The organism is Spirillospora sp. NPDC048819, from assembly GCF_040650055.1.
Taxonomy (GTDB): Bacteria; Actinomycetota; Actinomycetes; order Streptosporangiales; family Streptosporangiaceae; genus Spirillospora.
The window spans coordinates 88,683-108,380 of record NZ_JBEZGN010000030.1 but is presented as its reverse complement, the minus strand read 5'-3'; the positions used below and the strand labels follow the sequence as shown (position 1 = coordinate 108,380).

Sequence of the window (19,698 nt, the reverse complement as noted above, 5' to 3'; positions counted from 1 at the left end):
GGAATCAGTGAGATTCGCGGATTTCTGCGGCAAATTATGACAAATGTTGTTGATCAGAGTTGGGGCTTGAGAGAATGGCGGGCCGGGTATAAGGCGGGCGTCCCGATTCACTTAGTCGCTCCGGAGTGCAGATGCGTCTCTCCCGCCCCCTTCTGTCCGCTTTCGGTGCGGTGACTCTCGCCGCCGGTTCAATGGTCTGGTCAGGGGCCGCCCATGCGGCCGGACCCCGCTACGTCGCACTCGGGGATTCCTACTCGTCCGGCACGGGGGCCGGAAGCTACGACCCGGACAGCGGGTCGTGCAAGCGCAGCGCCAACGCCTACGCGAACCTGTGGGCGGCGGCGCACACCACGGAGTCGTACAAGTTCGTGGCCTGCTCGGGGGCGACCACCACGGACGTGGCGAGCGGGCAGCTCGGCGCGCTCAACTCCTCGACGACGCTCGTGAGCATCACGGTCGGCGGCAACGACGCCGGATTCAGCGACGTGATGCAGACCTGCGTCCTGTACTCGACCTCGACGTGCGAGAGCAGGGTGGCGCAGGCCGAGAGCTACATGCGCAACACCCTGCCCGGACGCCTCGACTCGCTGTACTCGAAGATCCGGGCGAAGTCCCCGTCGGCGCGCGTGGTGGTGCTCGGCTACCCGCGCCTCTACACGATCGTCGACTGGTGCGTGGGGCTGGGCAACGCCAAGCGCACCGCGCTCAACGGCGCCGCGGACACCCTGGCGGGCGTGACCGCCAGGGCCGCGGACCGCGCCGGCTTCACCTGGTCCGACGTCCGGGACGAGTTCGCCGGGCACGAGCTGTGCTCCGGCGACGACTGGCTCAACGCGGTGACGCTCCCGATCGAGTCGTCCTACCACCCGACCGCGCGGGGTCACCGGCTCGGGTACCTTCCCGCGCTGACCGGTTCCGCCCGGACGGCCGTGAAGAGCCCCGCCGGAGCCGGCCAGAGGACAGCGGGCTGACGACGAGGGCGAGGGCCATGAGCGAGGCGCTCACCCAGACGGGTGAGCGGTAGCCGAGTCCCGCGCCGATCGCGACGCCGCCGAGCCACGGGCCGACCGCGGCGCCCACGTTGAACGCCGCGGTCGCGACGCCCCCGGCCAGCGCCGGGGCGGCGGCGCCGCGGTCGAGGACGCGTGCGATCAGCGCGGGTCCCGTGCCGAACGCGACCATGCCCTGGACGAACACGAGCACGATCAGCGCCGCCGGGTTCCCGGCCGTCAGCGCGAGGGCGGCCCACCCGGCGGCGAGTGCCGTCATGCCGGTCGCGATGAGCGCGGCCGGATGCGCGTCGGCGATCCGGCCGCCGATGGTGACGCCCGCGAAGGAGCCCGCCCCGAAGAGCGCGAGCACGGCCGGCACCCACGCGGAGCCGAGGCCGGTGACGTTCGTGGCGAGCGGCGCGAGGTAGGTGAAGGTGCAGAACGTCGCTCCCTGGAAGAGCGCGTTCACGGTGAGGATGAGGGCGAGACGTCCGTCCGCCAAGGCACGCAGTTCCCCGCGCGCGCTTGTGGTGGACGGGCGTTCCTCTGGGATGGTCCTGGCGATCGCGATGAGCGCGGGCACCGAGACGACGGCGACGGCCCAGAAGGCGGCCCTCCAACCCCAGTGTCCGCCGAGGAGCGCGCCCGCCGGGACACCGGCGACGCAGGCGACGGTGACGCCGCCGACGACGACCGAGGTGGCGCGGGCGCGGGCGGCGGGGGCGGCCAGCGCGGTCGCGGTGGCGAGGGCGACGGCCCAGAACCCGGCGTTCGCGAGCGCGGCGGCCACGCGGGTCGCGAGCAGCAGCGCGTAGTTCGTGGCGAGCGCGCCGATGACGTGGACGGCGATGAAGGCGCCCAGGAACACCAGGAGAGCGCGGCGGCGCGGCCACCGGCGGGTGAGGAGCGTCATCGCGGGGGCGCCGATCACCATGCCGATGGCGAAGGCGGAGGTGAGCAGCCCGGCCGCGGGGATGGACACGTGCAGGTCGGCGGCGATGCCCGGCACCAGGCCGGACAGCATGAACTCCGAGGTGCCCTGGGCGAACACGGCCAGCCCGAGGACGTAGACGGCGAAAGGCAAGGGGGACTCCCGAGTCGGCGAACAGGTCGGCTGAACGGTGGGGGCTGCGCCGGTACGGGCGTCCGGGGGCGTCACGGACGGCGGCGATACGGCTCCCTCACGCGTGATCGCGTTCGAGGGTGAGGACAGCCCGCGTCAGGCGGCCCGCTCGATCGGGGGCCGCCGGGGAGTCAGCGTCTATCCGACTCGGGACTGGACATGTCGCCAGGCTAGCAGCCGGGTTGACAGAATAATGTTCTGTGATGGCAGAATAATGTTCTATGGGCGAGGCCGGTCGGGAGAGGGTGCTGCGCGCGGCGCTGGAGCTGTTCGGGCGGGACGGCGTCGCCGGGACGACGCTGAGCAGCCTCCGGGCGGCGAGCGGCGTCAGCGTGGGCAGCTTCTACCACCATTTCGCGGGCAAGGAGCAGGTCGCGGAGGCGCTGTTCATCGAGTGCCTCGCGATGTATCAGGACGCCTTCCTGGACGAGCTTCGGGCCCACGACAGCGCGCGCGGGGCGGTGCCCGGGGTGGTGGCGTTTCATGTGCGGTGGTGCAGGGAGCATCCAGAGCGGGCGAGGTTCATGTTCACGGAACGTCCGTCCGGGAGCACCGGGCTGGACGCACGCAACCGGATGTTCTTCCGTGAGGTGCGCAGCTGGTGGCGCGTTCAGGTCCGCCACGGGGCACTGATCGACGTGGACGTCGTGACGGCGTTCGTGCTGTGGCTCGGGCCCGCGCAGGAGTTGAGCCGGCTGTGGCTGAACGGCCAGACCCGGGAGCCGGACGACGCACAGATCGTGTCGCTTAGCGAGGCCGCATGGCGGTCGGTGGGAGGTAACCATGGTGATTGACGCGTGGATGCAGCACGGGACGGTGCGTTTCCTCCAGCACGAGATGCTGGATTCGCTGTGGCGGTGGACCGGGCAGAAGCCTCCGGAGGAGGAGGTGCCGGTCGAGATGACGGTCGGCGCCATGGACGCCGGGGGAGTGGACGTCGGGCTCATCAGCGCCTGGTACGGCCCGGAGGGCGCCCTGGTGAGCAATGACGAGGTCGCCTCGTTCGTGGAGCAGGCGCCGGGGCGTCTGCTGGGCATCGCGTCCGTGGACCTGCGCAAGCCCATGGACGCCGTCCGGGAGCTACGGCGGTGCGTCCGCGAACTGGGGTTCCGGGGTCTGCGCGTGGTGCCGTGGCTGTGGGAACTGCCGCCCACCGACCGGCGCTACTACCCCCTGTTCGCCGAATGTGTCGAGCTGGGCATCCCGTTCTGCACGCAGGTCGGACACACGGGTCCGCTGCGTCCGAGTGAGACGGGACGCCCGATTCCCTACGTCGACCAGGTCGCGCTCGACTTCCCGGAGCTCGTCATCGTCGGCGGGCACATCGGCTACCCGTGGACGGAGGAGATGGTCGCGGTGTGCCGGAAGCACGAGAACGTCTACATCGACACGTCCGCCTACACGGTGCGGAGGTATCCGCCGGAACTCGTCCGCTACATGACCCAGGACCGGCGGCACAAGGTGCTGTTCGGCACGAACTTCCCGATGATGACGGCGGAGCGGGCCCTCAAGGGGCTGGACGACCTCGGGCTGAACGACGATGCGAAGGAGGCGTTCCTGTCGGGCAACGCCCAGCACGTCTTCCATCTCTGACTAGTGATCTACAATGTAAAGGCGCTCAGCGGCGGAGCGTCCGGCAGGCCAGCAGGCCCAGGGGGACGGGCGCCCAGAACGTGACGGCCCGGAACAGCAGCACGGCGTGCAGGGCCGGGCCGGCGGCGATGCCGAGGGCCGCGAGCGCGGCGACCAGCGCGGCCTCGGTGGAGCCGACACCGCCCGGGGACGGCACCGCCGAGCCCGCGGCGGCCCCTACCAGGTAGGCGGCCACCAGCGCGAGGACGTCCGTGGGGCCCGCGGACGTTCCGGGCACGGCGAGGACGCTCAGCGCGAACGCCAGGCCGAGCACGAACGTGGTCGAGGCCGACCCGGCGAGCACCACCGCCAGGTCGCGCGGGCGGCGGCACAGCCCGGTGAGCCCGGCCACGGCCCGCCCGACGACGGCGGAGCGGAGGGCGCGGCGGCCCCACAGCGCGGCGGCCAGGAGCAGCACCCCGGCGGCGATGAGCAGCGGGACGGGCGGGACGAGCCCGGCGGCGTGGGCGCCGTGCCGGCCCAGTGCGTCCAGCAGCCGGCCGTTCCCGCCGCCGAGCCCGACGACCGCGCCGAGCAGCAGCAGGTCCGCGGGGACGCCCGCCACCTGGACGGCGGCGACGGTGACGGCGGCCTGGGGGAGCGGGAGCCCGCGGCAGACGAGGTAGCGGGTGTTGACCGCCACGGCGCCGAGGCCGCCCGGCGTGACGCGGTTGGCGGCCGCCGCGGTGAACTGCGTCAGGGTCGTCTGGTAGAGCGGGATCGGCCGGCCCGACGCGGCGCGCAGCGCGACCGCGGAGCAGACGAAGTGCAGCAGCGACAGCAGGAGCAGGACGGGCAGGTACGCCCAGTGCATCTTGCCGATCGCCGACAGGGCGGGGCGCGGGGCGCCGACGGTCACCAGCACCGCGGTGGCGAGGCCGGTCAGCAGGACCCCGAGGACGGCCCAGCGGACCCGGGAGATCCGCCGGACGCGGAGCGGGGCGGCGGCGTTCCCGCCAAGTTCGGGGAGCTTGGCGGGCACCGCGGTTTCAGCGCCTGCGGCGATCGTCTCCACACCTTATTGTTCGGCTACCTGGTTGAAGAGTATGCGACCGGCAGGGTGGATCGACGCGAACGCTGACGGGACGTCCGTGCCCGGCGGGCGGGGCCGCCGGGCGGGCACGGGCCTCAGGCCGTCCAGCGCGGGTCGCGGCCGAGGTAGCGGAGGAGGGCGGCGACGTCGTCTGTGCCGGTGTGTTCGATCGCGGCGGCGTAGGCGCCGTACTCGCGCAGCGGCTCGACGATCTGGACGGCGACGTCCAGCAGGGTGCGGGCGAGGTCGGGGGTGAGCGGGGACGCCTGGCCGGTGGCGACGGCGATGTCCCAGGCGTGGACGGCGGCGTCCAGTGCGGCGGCGCCGGCGCCGGTCTCGGGCTTGAGCGAGCCGGGCGGCACGGGGACGGGCACCTGGTCGGCGTCGCCGCCGATGGTGGCCCAGGCGGCGGCGCAGGCGGACACGCAGGGGTCGAGCAGGTCCATCGGCGTCCCGTCGAGCTTGCCGGACGGGTCGAACGGGTTGAAGTCGGGGCCCGGCTCCCCGGTGATCGACGAGGCGTAGGCGAGTTGGTCGCCGGCGGCGTGCTGGATGACCTGGGTGACGTTCCAGTCGGCGCACGGTGTGGGGCGGCCGAGGTCGGGGGCCGGGACGGCGCGGACGATGTCGCGCAGGGCCTCGTGGGCGGTGTCGAGGACGGTCCAGCCGGAGGTGTTGGTCTCGTTCATGCCGTCAGTATAGCAGAACGGAATGATTCGTTCCACCATGGCAATTTTTCCTGCGCGGTACGTCGGTTTTGGTCCACACCTTAGATTCTTTTCACACTATGATTAGAGACCGCTACAGGATGTGACGATCAGATGATGGGGGAGAGTGACGACCATGACCAGCGCTCACCAGCGACTGGGCGAACGCATCAGCCGCTTCCGGGGCACCAGGGGCGGCCGCCGTCCGTCGCCCGCCACCACCCCCGGCGGCCGGACGATCGTGCTGACCTGTAGCGACTATCTCGCCCTCGCCGAGCATCCGGCGATCGCCGACGCCATGATCGCCAGCCTGCGGGCGGCGGACGGCCCGGCGCCGGCGCCGGGCCCGTGCCTGCCCGACGACCACCCGCAGATCGTCCTCGGCGCGGAGTTCGCCCGGCACATGGGCGCGCGGGCCGGTGTGCTGTGCGCGTCGGGCTGGGCGGCCAACACCGGGCTCATGCAGGTGGTCGCCGGGCCGGACGTCCCCGTCTACCTGGACGTTCTCGCCCACATGTCGCTGTGGGAGGGGGCGCGGACGGCGGGCGCGGAACTCGCCTACTTCCGCCACAACGACCTCGCCCACCTGCGCCGCCGGATCGAGGTGGGCGGCTCCGGAGTGATCGCCGTGGACGCCGTCTACAGCACCGACGGCTCGGTGTGCCCGCTGCCCGGCCTGGTGGAGGTGGCCGAGGAGCACGACTGCCTCCTGGTGGTGGACGAGTCGCATTCGCTCGGCACGCACGGTGCGCGCGGTGAGGGCCTCGTCGCCGCGCTGGGTTTCACCGGCCGTGTCGACTTCCGCACCGCGAGCCTGGCCAAGGCGCTGTCCGGACGCGCCGGCCTGATCGCCTGCGACCGTCCCGGCTTCGCGGACTACTTCGTCCATACCGCGCTCCCGGCCGTGTTCAGCTCGACGCTGCTGCCGCACGACGTCGCGGGCCTCGCCGCGGCGCTGAAGGTCGTCCGGGAGGAGCGCCGCCGCCGCGACCGCCTGCACACCGTCACGCACCGCCTGCGGGACGGCCTGACCGGCCTCGGCTACCGGCTCGTCGAGTCCGACACGCAGATCATCGCGCTGGAGACGGGCTCCGAGGCCGACGCGACCCTCGTGCGCGACGCGCTGGTCGCCCGCGACATCTTCAGCGCCGCCCTGTTCCCGCCCGCGGCGTCCGTGGGCCGCACCCTGGTGCGCCTGTCGACCCACGCCGGCCTCACCGACGACGACGTGAACCGGATCCTCACCGCCTGCCGCAGCCTGATCACCGAACTCGCCCCGGCCCCGGCGAACTGAACCCCCGGCGGATCACGCGGCCGGCTGGTAGCGGTGGGGGCGGGTGTGGGCGCCTATGTAGCGGAGCATGCTGCGGAGGGCCCAGTGGTTGATGCCGGTGGGCATCATGCGGTAGCCCTGCCGGTTGGCGAGGGCGAGGGCGGCGAACTGGGCCTGGTCGAGCGGCGTCCAGGGGATGTCGAAGCGCTGCCGGACGACGGTGGGCAGGCATCCGAAGGTGAGCAGGCGCAGCGGGCGCTCGATGACGAGGCGGCCGGCGCGGTCGAGGCGGTGCCCGCCGACGGGCAGGATCGTGATGGTCTCGGAGCCGTGCCTGGCGATCTCCAGGGCGCGGGCGGCGGCCGGGGTGAGTTCGAGCTGCTTGGTGCAGATGTGCCAGAACTTGGACTGGAAGGACGCGTAGTCGGCGGGGACGGGACGCATGCTGACGCCGTAGCGGGAGTACCAGGTGACGGTCTCGGCGTACATCTGCTCGTGGTCCTCGGCGGTGAGGGTGCCGGGGTGGAAGGTCTCGGCGGCCTTGAAGATCTCCCAGGTGAAGGTGGCGTGCGCCCACCAGAACGTCTCGGGTTCGAGGGCGTGGTAGCGGCGTGCGTGCTCGTCGACGCCGCCGATGGCGCGGTGCAGGTCGCGGATGGTGCGGGCGCGGTCGGTGCCGTCGGGCGCGAGGATCGTCGCCCAGATCTGGGGGACGGACCGGTGGATGCGGTCGAAGGGGGCGTCGAAGAACGCGGAGTGCTCGCTCACCCCGGCGCCGATGCCGGGGTGCATGAGCTGCATCAGCCCGGCGGCGGCGCCGGGCAGCAGCGAGCGCAGGTCGGCGGCGTGGCGCCACAGGAGCGTGCCGGGCCCGAGCGGCGCGTGCGCGGCGGTGCGCCGTGCCGTCCGTGCGGCGGCGGTGACGACCGTCGGTGGCGAGGACGAGGGGGGCATCGCACCTCCTGGCAGTGACCACTTACCGCGAGGATAGCCGAGCTGAGACAAGAGTCAATCTTTGTCACACGTTCCCGCACCCCCACGAGTCAGCCGCCCCGCCCACACGAAACCGGCCTACCGAGACGAAACCACAACCGGGCACACGGGCCGGACGCCCGAAGTCGAGCAGGTCTCGAAGGTCGAGCCCAGCCCCCGAAGCACGGATCGGCCGGCACGGAGTCGGGCAGAACTCGGACGCCGCGCTCAGCCACCAAGGCACGGGTCGGGCGGCCGGAGGCGCCCCAGGCGCCGGAGGTCGCCCGACCCGACGAGCCGGGCGACCGCAGCGACACGACACCAACCGAGACGGTCACAACAACGGAAACCGTGTCGTGAGGATCGACCGGCTCGCAACGGGGGTTCCAGGGGGTCGCCCCCCTGGGCTAACACCGCTTGTACACGGCGACTGCGCAGGCGCTTCCGAGTCCGATGTTGTGCTGGAGGGCGATGCGGGCGCCGTCCACCTGGCGGGCGCCGGCCTGGCCGCGCAGCTGCCAGGTGAGTTCGGCGCACTGGGCGAGGCCGGTGGCGCCGAGGGGGTGGCCCTTGGAGATGAGGCCGCCGGACGGGTTGACGACCCAGGTGCCACCGTAGGTGGTCGCGGCGTCGTCGACGAGCTTGTGGCCTTCGCCGACCTCGGCCATGCCGAGGGCCTCGTAGGTGATGAGCTCGTTGGCGCTGAAGCAGTCGTGCAGTTCGATGACGTCGACGTCGTCGATGGAGACCTGTGCCTCGTCCATCGCGGTGCGGGCGGCGAGGCGGGAGACGCCGGCGCCGACGACCTGGATGGAGGAGTTGTCGGCGAAGCTCTCGGGGATGTCGGTGGAGATGTGGTGGCCGGCGATCTCGACGGCCTGGTCCCACAGGTCGTGCTCGTCCAGGAACCGCTCGCTGACGACGACCGCGGCGGCGGCGCCGTCGGAGGTGGGGGAGCACTGCAGCTTGGTCAGCGGGTCGAAGATCATCGTGGCGTTCTTGACGTCGTCGAGGGTGTACTCGGTCTGGAACTGCGCGTACGGGTTGTTCACCGAGTGCTTGTGGTTCTTCCAGCCGATCCACGCGTAGTGGTCGGGCGTGGAGCCGTACTTCTCCATGTGCTCGCGGCCGGCGTTGCCGAACATCTGCGGCATCGGCGCCTTGTCCATCTCCCACTCGCGGCCGGCGGTCATCGAGGTGAGGTGGTGGTCGATGATGGTGACCTTGGACTCGCCCATGCCCGCGCCGAGCGAGCCCTTCTTCATCTTCTCCATGCCGAGCGCGAGCGCGCAGTCGGCGAGGCCGCCGCGGACGGCCTGGCGGGCGAGGAACAGCGCGCTGGATCCGGTGGCGCACGCGTTCTGGACGGTCATCACCGGGATGCCGGTCATGCCGGTCTCGTAGAGGGCGCGCTGGCCCATCGACCCGTACATCGAGCCGGCGTAGGCCATCTCGATCCGGTCGTAGGCGACGCCGGCGTCCTGCAGGGCGTTGCCGACGGCCTCCTTGGCCATGTCGGGGTACTCCCAGTCGCGGGAGCCCGGCTTCTCGAACTTGGTCATGCCCACGCCGACGACGAAGGTGCGGTTGGCCATCAGGCTCGCCTCCTGTACCGAATCCTGTTCGGTGCAACGATAACGTGCCGGGCCGGTCGCGTGCCGGTCGCGCATCCCGATGGCCGGGACGCCCCGGGCGGGGGCGGGGAACGCGCCGGTCAGGCGGACGTTTCGTCGGCGAGCGCGGCGGCGAACGCGTCCACGTCGGCCTCGGTGGTGTCGAACGAGCACACCCAGCGGACCTCCCCGGTCCGCTCGTCCCACGTGTAGAACGGGAACCGCTTGCGGAGCCGCTCGGCGACGTCCTTCGGGACGGTCGCGAAAACCGCGTTCGCCTGCACGGCCTGGGTGATCTCGACGCCCGGCACGGTGCGTGCGGCGGCTGCGAGACGCCCGGCCATGGCGTTGGCATGGGCGGCGTTGCGCAGCCAGAGGTCGCCGTCCAGCAGCGCGAGGAGCTGCGCGGACACGTACCGCATCTTGGACGCCAGCTGCATGCTCGACTTGCGCAGGTACGCCACCCCGCGCACCGCGTCCGGGTTCAGCACGACGATCGCCTCGCCGAGCAGCAGCCCGTTCTTGGTGCCGCCGAACGACAGCACGTCCACGCCAGCGTCGGTGGTGAGGGCGCGCAGCGGCAGGCCGAGGGAGGCGGCGGCGTTGGCGATCCGCGCGCCGTCCATGTGCACCGACAGGCCGCGTTCGTGCGCCGCCGCCGCGACCGCCGCGGTCTCCCGCGCGGTGTAGACGGTGCCGAGCTCGGTGCTCTGGGTGATCGACACGACGGCGGGGCGGCGCCGCTGGACGTTGTCGAAGCCGGTGGCGTGCGCCGCGACCTGCTCGGGCGTCAGCTTGCCGTCCGGTGTCGGCGCCGTGATCAGCTTCAGGCCCGCGATCTTCTCGGACGCGCCGCACTCGTCGGTGTTGATGTGCGCCGACTCGGGGCACACGACCGAACTCCAGCGCTCCGACATCGCTTGCAGCGACACCACGTTCGCGCCTGTCCCGTTGAACACGGGGAACACTTCGGCCCGGTCGCCGAAATGCCGCCGGACGACCTCGCGGAGCCGGCCGGTGACGTCGTCGTCGCCGTAGGCGGGCTGGTGCCCGTCGTTGACGGCGGCCAGCGCCGCGAGGACGTCCGGGTGGACGCTCGCCTGGTTGTCGCTGGCGAAACCGCGCGCGGCGGTTGGGCGGCTATTGCTTCGGTGCTCGGCCGGCGGCTGCGTCATGCGTCCATTCTCTCGGAACCCGGTCATTCCGCGGGCACCGGACATTCACCCGGACCCGGACGTGCAATTTCCATGCCCGTGTGCTTTTTCGCGTCCGGCGGGGTTCGCGGGTCAGGCCGGACGGTCGGTGATGTTCTGCACGGGGGCGGGCGCGGCGTCGGCCGGGGGATCGGCGGAGCGCAGCGCCATCCGGGCGCGGACGGAGTCGAGGTCGTCGCCGAGCCGCGCCATGGTGGCCTGGAGGTCGCGCCACAGGCCGGTCCGCTGCTCCAGCTGCGCGATCTTGGTGCGCAGGTCGGTGATGCGCCGCTCGGCGGTCTCCAGCCGGGTGCGGTGGGCGGCGGTGTCGCGGCCGGTGCGGATCAGGCTGGTGGCGACGGAGGCCAGGTCACGCTCGGTGTCGTCCATCCGCTCGTCGATGCGCGGCAGCAGCCGGTCGTTGAGCTGCCCGACGAGCGAGTCGAGCTCGGCGCGCAGCGCGCGCAGCTCGGCGTCCTGGTCCCGGACGGCCTGCTCTAGACTCGCCATGCGCTCGATGTAGGCGGGCAGGAGCCGCCCGAGCGCCGCCGACCGTTCCAGATCTCGCCCGAGTCTGCCGAGAAGGCCGGCGCCCTCGCGCAGATGGCGCTCCGCCTCGGCGGCGGCGCGGCGGACGAGACCCGGGATCACGGTCATGGCGCTCCCTCCAGGGACAGATCGAATGGATTCTCCTTAAACTCTAGGCGAACCGGGCGTGAACATTTTATGAACCTGGTGTTTATTTGGCGGTCCGGGCGGGTTTTCGAACGGTCGCGGGACGTGTGGCGTGCGGCGGCGGCCCGCTGCACGTGCACAGGCCCCGCCGGATGATGAGCCAGGCGCGTTCGGCGGTGTAGTCGGCCCGGCTCAGCGCCGGGCGGACACGGTGACAGGTCAGGCAGAGCATGCGGTGTTCGTCCTCCCCGTGATGCCGGGAGCCCGCCGCCCCGCTCGCATTCCCCCCGGACGCGTGCGGGACGGCGGGACCACACGATGGCCCATCGGCTCCCAGCGTCGGCCACGGTACGCATCTTCAGGTTGCATGCACGTTGCGACGATTCGGTCACGCACAGTGCCGGATTCGGGTTGGCGAGATACCGCGAATCGGTTGCGCCTCCCCCGCTGATGGCCCGATCCTCGGACGGGCCGAGGTTCGCTTCAGGGGGAAGGGCCGACCCTTTCGCCCGGCGTGTCGCCAGAGCCCTGCCCCCGCAGCCCCCGCCGAGGACGAAAAGGTGTCGCTGATGGTGCGCAAGCCGCCGGCCATGCGGCCGCCGATCTCCGAGTCGTGGCGGCGCTCCCGGGACGCCGGCGTCGACGCGGCCGTGACGGCGGCGCCGCTGGTGTACGACCGGGACGTCGTCGCCGACGCGCGCGGCGCCCACCCCCTCGAACGGCACCTGCCGCTGCTGGAGGGGCTGCTGCGGCGGGTCGCCGACGAGACCGAGCACCTGATGGTGATCACCGACCAGGCCGGGCACGTGCTGTGGACGCAGGGCCCGCCCGCCGCGCGCCGCGCCGCCGACGCGATCGGGCTGACCGAGGGGTTCCGGTGGGCGGAGGACGCCGTCGGGACCAACGGCATCGGCACGGCACTGGCCACCGGCCACCCCGAGTACGTGTACGCCGCCGAGCACGTCGCGCACGTCCTGCACCGCTGGTCGTGCGCCGGCGCCCCGATCACCGACCCCGATTCGGGGCGGGTGATCGGCTGCATCGACGTCAGCGCGACCGTGCGGGCGCTGCATCCGGCGACCGTCGCGCTCGTCGCGACCGCCGCGCGGCTCGCGGAGTCGCGGCTGGAGAACGAGATGCGGCAGCGGGACGAGCGGCTGCGCGAGCGGCTCCTGCCGCACCTGCGGGGGCTGCGGGACGCCGGTGTGCTCGTCACCGCCACCGGCCGCATCCTCGCCGATCTCGGACCGGCGGGTCTCGGCCCACCGGACTTGGGGCCGGTGGATCTAGGGCCGGCGGACGCGGGCCCAGAGGATGCGTGCCCGGACGCGTGCCCGGCGGGCGCGGCCTCGGCCGGCCTGGCGGGGTGGCGGGGGCGGCGCGTGAACGTCCCCGAGTCGGGCGGGACGGTCACGCTGCCCGACGGCCGCGCCGCCGTCGCCGAGCCGCTCGGCGAGGCGTTCCTGGTGCGCCCGCCCGGTCCCCGCAGGCGCCCCGGCCGGAACGCGCCGCACGACGGGGGCTCCTCCGCGGAGGACGCGGCGCGGACCGCGGCCGGCGAGGGACCGCCCCTGACGCTGTCGTTCCTCGGCGACGGCCGCCCGCACGCGCGCCTGGCCGGCCGGCCGGTCACCCTGACGCTGCGGCACGCCGAGATCCTCGCGCTGCTCGCCCTGCACCCCCGCGGACTGACCGGCGACGGGCTGGCGCTGGGCCTGTACGGCGACGACGGCAGCGCCGCGACCGTCCGGCCCGAGATCCACCGGCTCCGCCAGCAGCTCGGCGACATCATCCCGGCCCGTCCGTACCGCCTCGGATGCGCGGTCGAGGCCGACTTCCTCACCGTGCGGCGCCTCCTGGACGGCGGCGACGTCGCCGCGGCGGTGCGGCTGTACACCGGCGAGCTGCTGCCCAGCTCCGACGCGCCCGCCGTCCGCGCCGAACGCGACGAGCTGGCGGTGCGGGTCCGGCGGCACGTGCTCGACCGGGGGTGCGGCGACGCGCTGTGGACCTACGCCCAGACCGAGCCCGGCCGCGCCGACCTGGAGGTGCTGGAGCGGCTCCGCGCCGTCCTGCTGCCGGGCGATCCGCGGCTGGCCGCCGTCGCCTCCCGCAGCGACCGCCTCCTCGACGGCGAGATCTGACGTCGAGATCTGACGGCGGGATTCGGCGGGGCGGAATCCGGCGCGGGCGGGCCGGCGGCGTGACGCGGGAACGCCGCGCCACGGTCACGGGGCGGAGACGCCCGCGTTGATCAGGTGGGTGCAGTCGTTGTAGCGGACGGCTTGCAGGCCCGAGCCGTCCTGGCGCCACCGGGTGATGGAGGCGTTGCCGACCGTCTCCTTCTCGATCTCCATGACCTCCTTCTCGGTCAGGTCCTCCACCAGGTAGCGGGTCATCACGACGATCGCGTCGTGCGTGACGACCAGCACCCGCCCGCCGGGGGCGTCGGCCTCCAGATCGCGGTAGAAGCTGCGCAGCCGCAGGGCGAGGTCGGCCCACGACTCGCCGCCGGGCGGCCGGTAGTAGAACTTGCCGAGGTGCCGCAGCCGTTCCGCCTCGTCGGGGAACCGGCGTTCGACGCCGAGGGCGGTGAGGCCCTGCAGGGCGCCCTGCTCGCGGTCGCGGAGCCGTTCGTCCACAAGCGGCCGCAGCCCGCCCGGGTCCCGCGGCGCGGCGTAGGACGTCTGGGCGAGCGCGATCTTCGCGGTGTCCAGGGCCCGGACGTAGGGGGAGGACACGACCAGCGTCGGGCGCTCGTCCTCGGGGAGCGCGGCGAGCCAGTGGCCGAGCGTCGCCGCCTGGGCGCGGCCGGTGTCCGACAGGGGCACGTCGGCGTCCCGTTCGGGGATGCCGGCCTCCTCGGCGTCGGTGCCCTCCGCGGCCTGGTAGGCGAGGTTGCCGGTGCTCTCACCGTGCCGGGTCAGGTTCAGCCACTGCAGCGCGTTCATCCCCGCCATGCTGCCATGCCGCCGCACATGCCACCGCAAACCGGGCGGTGTCCGCGATGTCGTCCTCTACGACCGGTAGTACTCTCGGTGCCGTGACGAACGTCCTGGCCGCCGTGATCATCGTGGTGGCGCTGCTCGCCGCCGGCTACGCCCTGGTGGCGACGCTGCGCGACCGTCCGATGGGGGCCGGGCACCTCGCCGCGCTCGGCGTGCTGGAGGTCCTGCTGATCGCGCAGGCGGTCGTCGGGTTCGTCAAGCTGTCCGGCGGCGAGGGCCCGGGCGGCTCCGCCACCTTCATCGGCTACCTCGTCGGCGTCCTGCTCATCCCCCTCGCGGGGGCCGGGTGGGGCCTGCTGGAACGCACCCGGTGGGGGCCCGGCGTGATCGTGGTCGCCGGGCTGGCGGTCGCCGTCATGATGGTCCGGATGGATCAGGTGTGGAGCGGTACCGGTGGCTGACCCCGGTCGCGCCCGCGACACCCGTGCGGACGACGGCGCCCGCGCCGGCGCCGGAGCCCGCACGGGCGGCACGGCCCGCCCCGGCACCGGCGGCGGGCCGGGACGGGTGCTGGTCGCCGTCTACGGAATCTTCGCGCTCGCGGCCGGTGCGCGCGCGGGCGTGCAGATCGCCACCCGGTTCTCCGACGCGCCGCTCGCCTACGCCCTGTCGGCGTTCGCCGCGGCCGTCTACGTCGTGGCGACGGTCGCGCTGGCCCTCGGCGGCCGGACGTCGTTCCGGGTCGCCGTGGCCGCCTGCAGCGTCGAGCTGGCCGGTGTGCTGATCGTGGGCACGCTCAGCCTCGCCGACTCCGCGGCGTTCCCCGACGAGACCGTCTGGTCCGCGTTCGGGCGCGGTTACGGGTTCGTGCCGCTGGTGCTCCCGGTCGCGGGGCTGCTGTGGTTGCGCCGCACCGCCCGTCAGGGTGGCGGGCCCGTAACGGGCGGTGGGCGCCCTGTGGGCGGCGGCGTGTGAGCCCTCCGGCCACAGGTGTGTGAAGGCCGCCGGGCCGGTCACGCGGCGGCCGCGGGCGGGGTGAGGCGGCCGCCGATGGGGAGCGCGTGGACGGCGGCCCTGGTGATCGCCTCGATCTCGTCGGGGGAGTGGTCGGCGGAGGGGTTGCGGCTCATCCAGCGGATCAGCTTCAGCGGCGGCGCGAACACGATCCCGTCCGCGGCGAACGGCGTCCTGGCGAGCTTGCCGCCGTGCACGGCCAGCACCGGAGTCACCTTCACCGGCACCTCGGCGACCCGTGAGATCAGGCCGGCGGCGGCGTCGGCGCGGGCGGTCAGCGCGTTGACCAGCTTGGACTGGGTCCGGCCGTCGATGAACAGCCTGCCGCCGTGCGGGGAGATCTCCGCGTCCGGGTGCCACGCCTCGTTGTGCACCAGCCACACGCCGCCCGGCCCGACCACCAGCTCGTCGGCCTGCCCGTGCTCGGGGACCGCCCGCTCGTACAGGACCCGGTACCCGCGCCGCTCCAGGGTGTGGCGCAGCAGCCGGTTCATCCGCTCCTCGCCGCGCAGCCCGCGCCGCCACACGCTGGAGGCGTTGTAAAGGCGCCAATGGACGAACGTGTCCGCGGACGCCACCGCGGCGGCCATCGCGATTCCGAATACCGCGTTGACGAGCAGCCCGCACAGTATGAGCGTCGCGCCCGCCAGAATTGCGCGGGTCCGCAATCTACCCTTTCGGCCGCGCTGCCAGAGCTCCGCGTATACCGCCTGGGGCGAACCGCCGGTGAAGGCGGCCCGGTCCCTCAGGTAGATGGAGCTGCCGATCATGACGAACCTCCCAGCACCTGCGATGACGCCCTCATTATGGGGATACGTTCGGCATTGTCGCTACACTTTGCAAGGTGACGTAAACCAAACGAAAAGGCAAGCGCCGGTCTTGACATCATTGCCCACCTGGCGTTTCCCCGTGGTTGTGCCGCCGGTTCCTGGGAAAAACTTTAAGCGTCTCCCGCGAATGGCTGAAAGGCACGGTGCAACTATCACCGCAACGCTCGGAGCCCTTTTCATCGCGGTCGCTTTTCCGGCACGGACGATCACCCACCGGCACCGGGCACACTTGTCGGATGCACATCCGCGCCGCCGAGAGCCTGCCCGTCCGCGACGCCGTCCCCGCCCTGCGCGCGGCCCTGGACGAGCGCGGCGCCGCCGTGCTCGCGGCGCCCCCCGGGACGGGCAAGACGACGCTGGTCCCCCTCGCGCTCGCCGGGCTCGCCCTCGCGTCCGGGCGGGGCGGCCCGCCCGCCACCGGGAAGGTCCTCGTCCTGGAACCGCGCCGCCTCGCCGCCCGCGCCGCCGCCCGCCGCATGGCCTGGCTCCTCGGCGAACGCCCCGGCGGCCGGGTCGGCGTCACCGTCCGCGGCGAGAACCGTCCCGGCACCCGCGTCGACGTCGTCACCACGGGCGTCGTCCTGCAGCGCCTCCAGTCCGACCCCGAACTCGCCGACGTCGGCACCGTGATCCTGGACGAATGCCATGAGCGGCACCTGGACGCCGACACGGCGCTGGCGTTCCTCCTGGACGTCCGCGCGACCCTCCGCCCCGACCTGCGCCTGGTCGCCGCCTCCGCCACCGCCGACACCGGCCCCTGGGCGCGGCTCCTCGGCGGTGACGGCGGCGCGGCCCCGGTCGTGGAGACCGCCGCCGCGCTGCACCCCGTGGAGACGATCTGGTCACCGCCGCCCCGGCCCGCCGCGCCGCCGCACGGCATGCGCGTCGACCCGGCGCTGCTCGCCCATGTCGCCGCCACCGTCCGCCGGGCCCTGGCCGAAAACGCCGGCGACGTGCTGTGCTTCCTGCCCGGCGCCGGCGAGATCGCCCGCGTCGCGGGCCTGCTCGGCGGCGTCCCGGCCGAGGTCCTGCAGGTCCACGGGCAGGCGCCGCCGGCGGTGCAGGACGCGGTCCTCGCCCCGTCCGATCGCCGCCGCGTCGTGCTCGCCACCTCCGTCGCCGAGTCGAGCCTCACCGTGCCCGGCGTCAGGGCGGTCGTGGACTGCGGCCTCGCCCGCGAACCCCGCACCGACCACGCCCGCGGCCTCGGCGCCCTGACGACCGTCCGCGCGTCCCGAGCCACCGCCGGCCAGCGCGCCGGGCGCGCCGGCCGCGAGGCCCCCGGTACCGTCTACCGCTGCTGGACGCAGGCCGAGCACGAACGCCTGCCCGCCCGCCCCCGCCCCGAGATCGAACTGGCCGACCTCACCGGCTTCGCGCTCCAGGCCGCCTGCTGGGGCGACCCCGGCGCGGGCGGCCTCGCCCTCCCCGACCCGCCGCCGCCCGCCGCCCTGGACGCCGCCCGCGCAACCCTCCACGCCCTCGGCGCCGTGGACGGCGGCCGCGTCACCGACCGGGGCCGCGCCCTCGCCCGCGTCGGCCTCCACCCCCGCCTGGCCCGCGCCCTGATCGACGGCGCCGCCGAGGTCGGCGCCCGCGACGCCGCCCAGATCGTCGCCCTCCTGTCCGAACCCCCGCCCCGCTCCGCTGGCGACGACCTCACCGCCACCTGGCGCACCCTCCGCCGCCCGGGCCGCCCCGCCGACGCCCACGCGGCCCGCTGGCGCGACGAGACCAAACGCCTCCGCAACGCCCTCACAACCCGCCTCGAAACCGCCGACCAACCACCCGCCGAGGGAGCGTCGCCCGCCGGGAACGCGTCGCCTGGGGTGAGCACGCCGCCCGGGGTGGGTGGGGCGGCTGGTGGCGACGTGGTCGGCGGGGGAGACGCCGGCGGTGGCAGGACGTCCCGGTGGGAGCGCTCGCGCGGTGAGGGAGCGCTGGCGGGCAGGGGGGCTTCGCGTTGGGTGGGGCGTGGGGACGACGCGGTGGCGGGGGTCGTGGTGGCGCTGGCGTTTCCGGAGCGGGTGGCGCGGGCGCGGCGGGGGAGCGGGCACCTGATGGCGTCCGGGACGGGGGCCGTGCTCGCCGGCGGGTCGGCGCTGGCCGGGGCGCGGCCGGAGTGGCTCGCGGTCGCGGCGGCCGACCGTCCCGCCGGGTCGGCGTCGGCGCGGGTGCGGCAGGCCGTGGTGATCGACGAGGACGTGGCGCGGTTCGCGGCGGCGCCGCTGCTGGAGACCGCCGAGGAGATCGCCTGGCGGGACGGGGACGTGGCGGCACGCCGGGTCGAGCGGCTCGGCGCGATCGAGCTGGACGCGGCGCCGCTGCGCGATCCCGATCCGGAGCGGGTGCGGGCGGCGCTGCTGGACGGGGTGCGCGCCGAAGGGCTCGGCCTGCTGAACTGGACGCCGGCGGCCGTCGCCCTGCGGGAACGGCTGGCGTTCCTGCACGGCGCGCTGGGCGAGCCGTGGCCCGACGTCGGCGACGCGGCGCTGCTGGAACGCGCCCCCGGGTGGCTGGCGGGCGCGCGGCGCCGGGCCGACCTGCGGCGCGTCGACGTCGCGGCGATGCTGCGCGGGCTGCTGCCGTGGGAGCAGTCGAGGCGGCTCGACGAGTACGCGCCCGAGCGGGTCGAGGTCCCGTCCGGGTCGCGGATCCGGGTGGACTACGCGCCGGAGCGGCCCGTCCTGGCGGTGAAGCTGCAGGAGCTGTTCGGGTGGGACGCGGCGCCCCGGCTCGCGGGCGGGCGGGTGCCGCTGGTCGTGCACCTGCTGTCCCCGGCGGGACGCCCGGCGGCGGTCACCGCGGACCTGGCCTCGTTCTGGCGCGAAGGCTACAAGGCCGTCCGGGCCGAGCTGCGCGGACGCTACCCGAGGCATCCGTGGCCCGAGGACCCGGCCGGGGCCGTCCCGACGAAGCGGACCAAGCGGGCTAGCGGGAGCTGATCAGGACCTCGATGCCGTCCAGGACGCGGGCCAGGCCGAACTCGAAGGCGCGGCCGGGTGCGATGGCGGAGCCGTACTCCATCCCCGCCGCGGTGCCGACGCGGGTGCCGAGCGGGTAGTCGTCCTCGTTCACGAACGTGTCCAGGACGGGGGAGACGGCCTCCCACCACTGCATGTCGCTGATGCCGCTGCGGCGCTCGGCCTCGGCGGCGTTGACCGAGACGCGGGCGGCGCTCTCGGCGAAGCCGGTGACGAGCGCGACGACCGAGTCCATCTCCAGGTCGGTGAGGCCGACGCCCTCCACGGCGCGCAGCTCGTTCTCGTACTTGGCGAACGTGTTCGGGCCCATCGGCGGGCGCGCGAGGGTCACCCGCAGCAGCCACGGGTGGCGGTGGAACAGCGCCCAGTTGTCGCGGGCGATGTGGTCCAGCCGCGCCCGCCAGCCGGTGCCGGGCGGGGGCGTCAGCTCACCGAACGTGCGGTCCACCATGACGTCGATCAGCTCGGCCTTGCCCGGGACGTAGGTGTAGATCGACATGGCGGACACGTCCAGCTCCTCGGCGATGCGGCGCATGGACAGGGCTTCCAGGCCCTCCGCGTCCGCCACCCCGATCGCGGCCCGGACGATCCTCTCGGCGGTCAGGCGGGGCTTGGGGCCGCGCTTGGGCGCCTCCCTGACCCCCCAGAGAAGTTCCAGGCTGCGCCGGGGATCACCGGCCCCGCTGTACTCGGTCGTCACCCACTCCAT

At 73.6% G+C, this 19,698-nt stretch carries 17 protein-coding genes and 1 pseudogene; 8 read left to right on the top strand and 10 right to left on the bottom strand.

From position 1 onward, the window contains the following. Window positions 1-131 precede the first annotated feature (131 nt). A pseudogene (locus AB0C35_RS32310) lies at window positions 132-830 on the top strand (SGNH/GDSL hydrolase family protein); the annotation flags it as partial. On the opposite strand, the gene AB0C35_RS32305 reads toward AB0C35_RS32310, so the two are convergent. Next, on the bottom strand, window positions 829-2,076 hold the full coding sequence (locus AB0C35_RS32305) for a Cmx/CmrA family chloramphenicol efflux MFS transporter (RefSeq protein ID WP_358464265.1): 1,248 nt from the start codon (window positions 2,074-2,076) through the stop codon (window positions 829-831). The pseudogene AB0C35_RS32310 and the gene AB0C35_RS32305 sit on opposite strands and share 2 nt — an antisense overlap. Window positions 2,077-2,336: 260 nt before the next feature. On the opposite strand from AB0C35_RS32305, the gene AB0C35_RS32300 reads away from it, so the two are divergent. Continuing rightward, entirely contained in the window at window positions 2,337-2,909 is a 573-nt protein-coding gene (locus AB0C35_RS32300; RefSeq protein ID WP_358464262.1) for a TetR/AcrR family transcriptional regulator, read from the top strand. Next, window positions 2,899-3,708, top strand: coding sequence for an amidohydrolase family protein (locus AB0C35_RS32295; RefSeq protein ID WP_358464259.1), 810 nt, complete (start codon window positions 2,899-2,901; stop codon window positions 3,706-3,708). The genes AB0C35_RS32300 and AB0C35_RS32295 overlap by 11 nt, the downstream gene beginning before the upstream one ends. Window positions 3,709-3,733: 25 nt before the next feature. On the opposite strand, the gene AB0C35_RS32290 is transcribed toward AB0C35_RS32295, so the two are convergent. Further along, the gene (locus AB0C35_RS32290) at window positions 3,734-4,762 is read right to left on the bottom strand and encodes a lysylphosphatidylglycerol synthase domain-containing protein (protein WP_358464256.1); all 1,029 of its coding nucleotides are present in this window, start codon (window positions 4,760-4,762) and stop codon (window positions 3,734-3,736) included. Between the two features lie 113 nt (window positions 4,763-4,875). Next, window positions 4,876-5,469, bottom strand: coding sequence for a TIGR03086 family metal-binding protein (locus tag AB0C35_RS32285; RefSeq protein WP_358464253.1), 594 nt, complete (start codon window positions 5,467-5,469; stop codon window positions 4,876-4,878). A gap of 154 nt (window positions 5,470-5,623) precedes the next feature. Between AB0C35_RS32285 and cqsA the strand changes: the two genes are divergently transcribed. After that, window positions 5,624-6,781 carry an alpha-hydroxyketone-type quorum-sensing autoinducer synthase gene (cqsA, locus tag AB0C35_RS32280; RefSeq protein WP_358464250.1) on the top strand — a complete coding sequence of 386 codons (1,158 nt, stop codon included), beginning with the start codon at window positions 5,624-5,626 and terminating at the stop codon, window positions 6,779-6,781. Between the two features lie 12 nt (window positions 6,782-6,793). On the opposite strand, the gene AB0C35_RS32275 is transcribed toward cqsA, so the two are convergent. The 4 genes from AB0C35_RS32275 to AB0C35_RS32260 form a co-directional block, all read right to left on the bottom strand. After that, window positions 6,794-7,714 carry an oxygenase MpaB family protein gene (locus AB0C35_RS32275; protein WP_358464247.1) on the bottom strand — a complete coding sequence of 307 codons (921 nt, stop codon included), beginning with the start codon at window positions 7,712-7,714 and terminating at the stop codon, window positions 6,794-6,796. 425 nt (window positions 7,715-8,139) lie between these two features. Continuing rightward, window positions 8,140-9,327 (bottom strand): beta-ketoacyl synthase N-terminal-like domain-containing protein, encoded by a 1,188-nt coding sequence (locus tag AB0C35_RS32270; RefSeq protein ID WP_358464244.1) that lies wholly within the window; start codon window positions 9,325-9,327, stop codon window positions 8,140-8,142. Window positions 9,328-9,446: 119 nt separating this feature from the next. Beyond that, a complete protein-coding gene (locus tag AB0C35_RS32265; RefSeq protein WP_358464241.1) occupies window positions 9,447-10,520 on the bottom strand; it encodes a low specificity L-threonine aldolase in 1,074 nt (357 codons plus the stop codon). Between the two features lie 111 nt (window positions 10,521-10,631). Continuing rightward, window positions 10,632-11,195, bottom strand: a complete 564-nt coding sequence (locus AB0C35_RS32260; RefSeq protein ID WP_358464238.1) for a hypothetical protein — start codon at window positions 11,193-11,195, stop codon at window positions 10,632-10,634. Between the two features lie 587 nt (window positions 11,196-11,782). Here AB0C35_RS32260 and AB0C35_RS32255 point away from each other — a divergent pair. Next, the gene (locus AB0C35_RS32255; protein WP_358464323.1) at window positions 11,783-13,357 is read left to right on the top strand and encodes a GAF domain-containing protein; all 1,575 of its coding nucleotides are present in this window, start codon (window positions 11,783-11,785) and stop codon (window positions 13,355-13,357) included. An 84-nt stretch (window positions 13,358-13,441) separates the two neighbouring features. Here AB0C35_RS32255 and AB0C35_RS32250 read toward each other — a convergent pair whose 3' ends face one another. Beyond that, window positions 13,442-14,164 carry a histidine phosphatase family protein gene (locus AB0C35_RS32250; protein WP_358464236.1) on the bottom strand — a complete coding sequence of 241 codons (723 nt, stop codon included), beginning with the start codon at window positions 14,162-14,164 and terminating at the stop codon, window positions 13,442-13,444. 92 nt (window positions 14,165-14,256) lie between these two features. Here AB0C35_RS32250 and AB0C35_RS32245 point away from each other — a divergent pair, with 92 nt between their 5' ends. Both AB0C35_RS32245 and AB0C35_RS32240 read left to right on the top strand, forming a co-directional pair. Further along, window positions 14,257-14,622 carry a hypothetical protein gene (locus AB0C35_RS32245; protein ID WP_358464233.1) on the top strand — a complete coding sequence of 122 codons (366 nt, stop codon included), beginning with the start codon at window positions 14,257-14,259 and terminating at the stop codon, window positions 14,620-14,622. Between the two features lie 106 nt (window positions 14,623-14,728). Then, on the top strand, window positions 14,729-15,136 hold the full coding sequence (locus AB0C35_RS32240) for a hypothetical protein (protein WP_358464321.1): 408 nt from the start codon (window positions 14,729-14,731) through the stop codon (window positions 15,134-15,136). Between the two features lie 38 nt (window positions 15,137-15,174). Here the strand turns inward: AB0C35_RS32240 and AB0C35_RS32235 are convergent, their stop codons facing one another. After that, a complete protein-coding gene (locus AB0C35_RS32235; protein WP_358464230.1) occupies window positions 15,175-15,945 on the bottom strand; it encodes an NERD domain-containing protein in 771 nt (256 codons plus the stop codon). Between the two features lie 296 nt (window positions 15,946-16,241). Here AB0C35_RS32235 and AB0C35_RS32230 point away from each other — a divergent pair, with 296 nt between their 5' ends. Beyond that, complete coding sequence (locus tag AB0C35_RS32230) at window positions 16,242-18,950, top strand: ATP-dependent helicase C-terminal domain-containing protein (protein ID WP_358464227.1); 2,709 nt, start codon at window positions 16,242-16,244, stop codon at window positions 18,948-18,950. Here AB0C35_RS32230 and AB0C35_RS32225 read toward each other — a convergent pair. Then, a complete protein-coding gene (locus tag AB0C35_RS32225) occupies window positions 18,937-19,698 on the bottom strand; it encodes a TetR/AcrR family transcriptional regulator (protein ID WP_358464224.1) in 762 nt (253 codons plus the stop codon). The genes AB0C35_RS32230 and AB0C35_RS32225 overlap by 14 nt on opposite strands.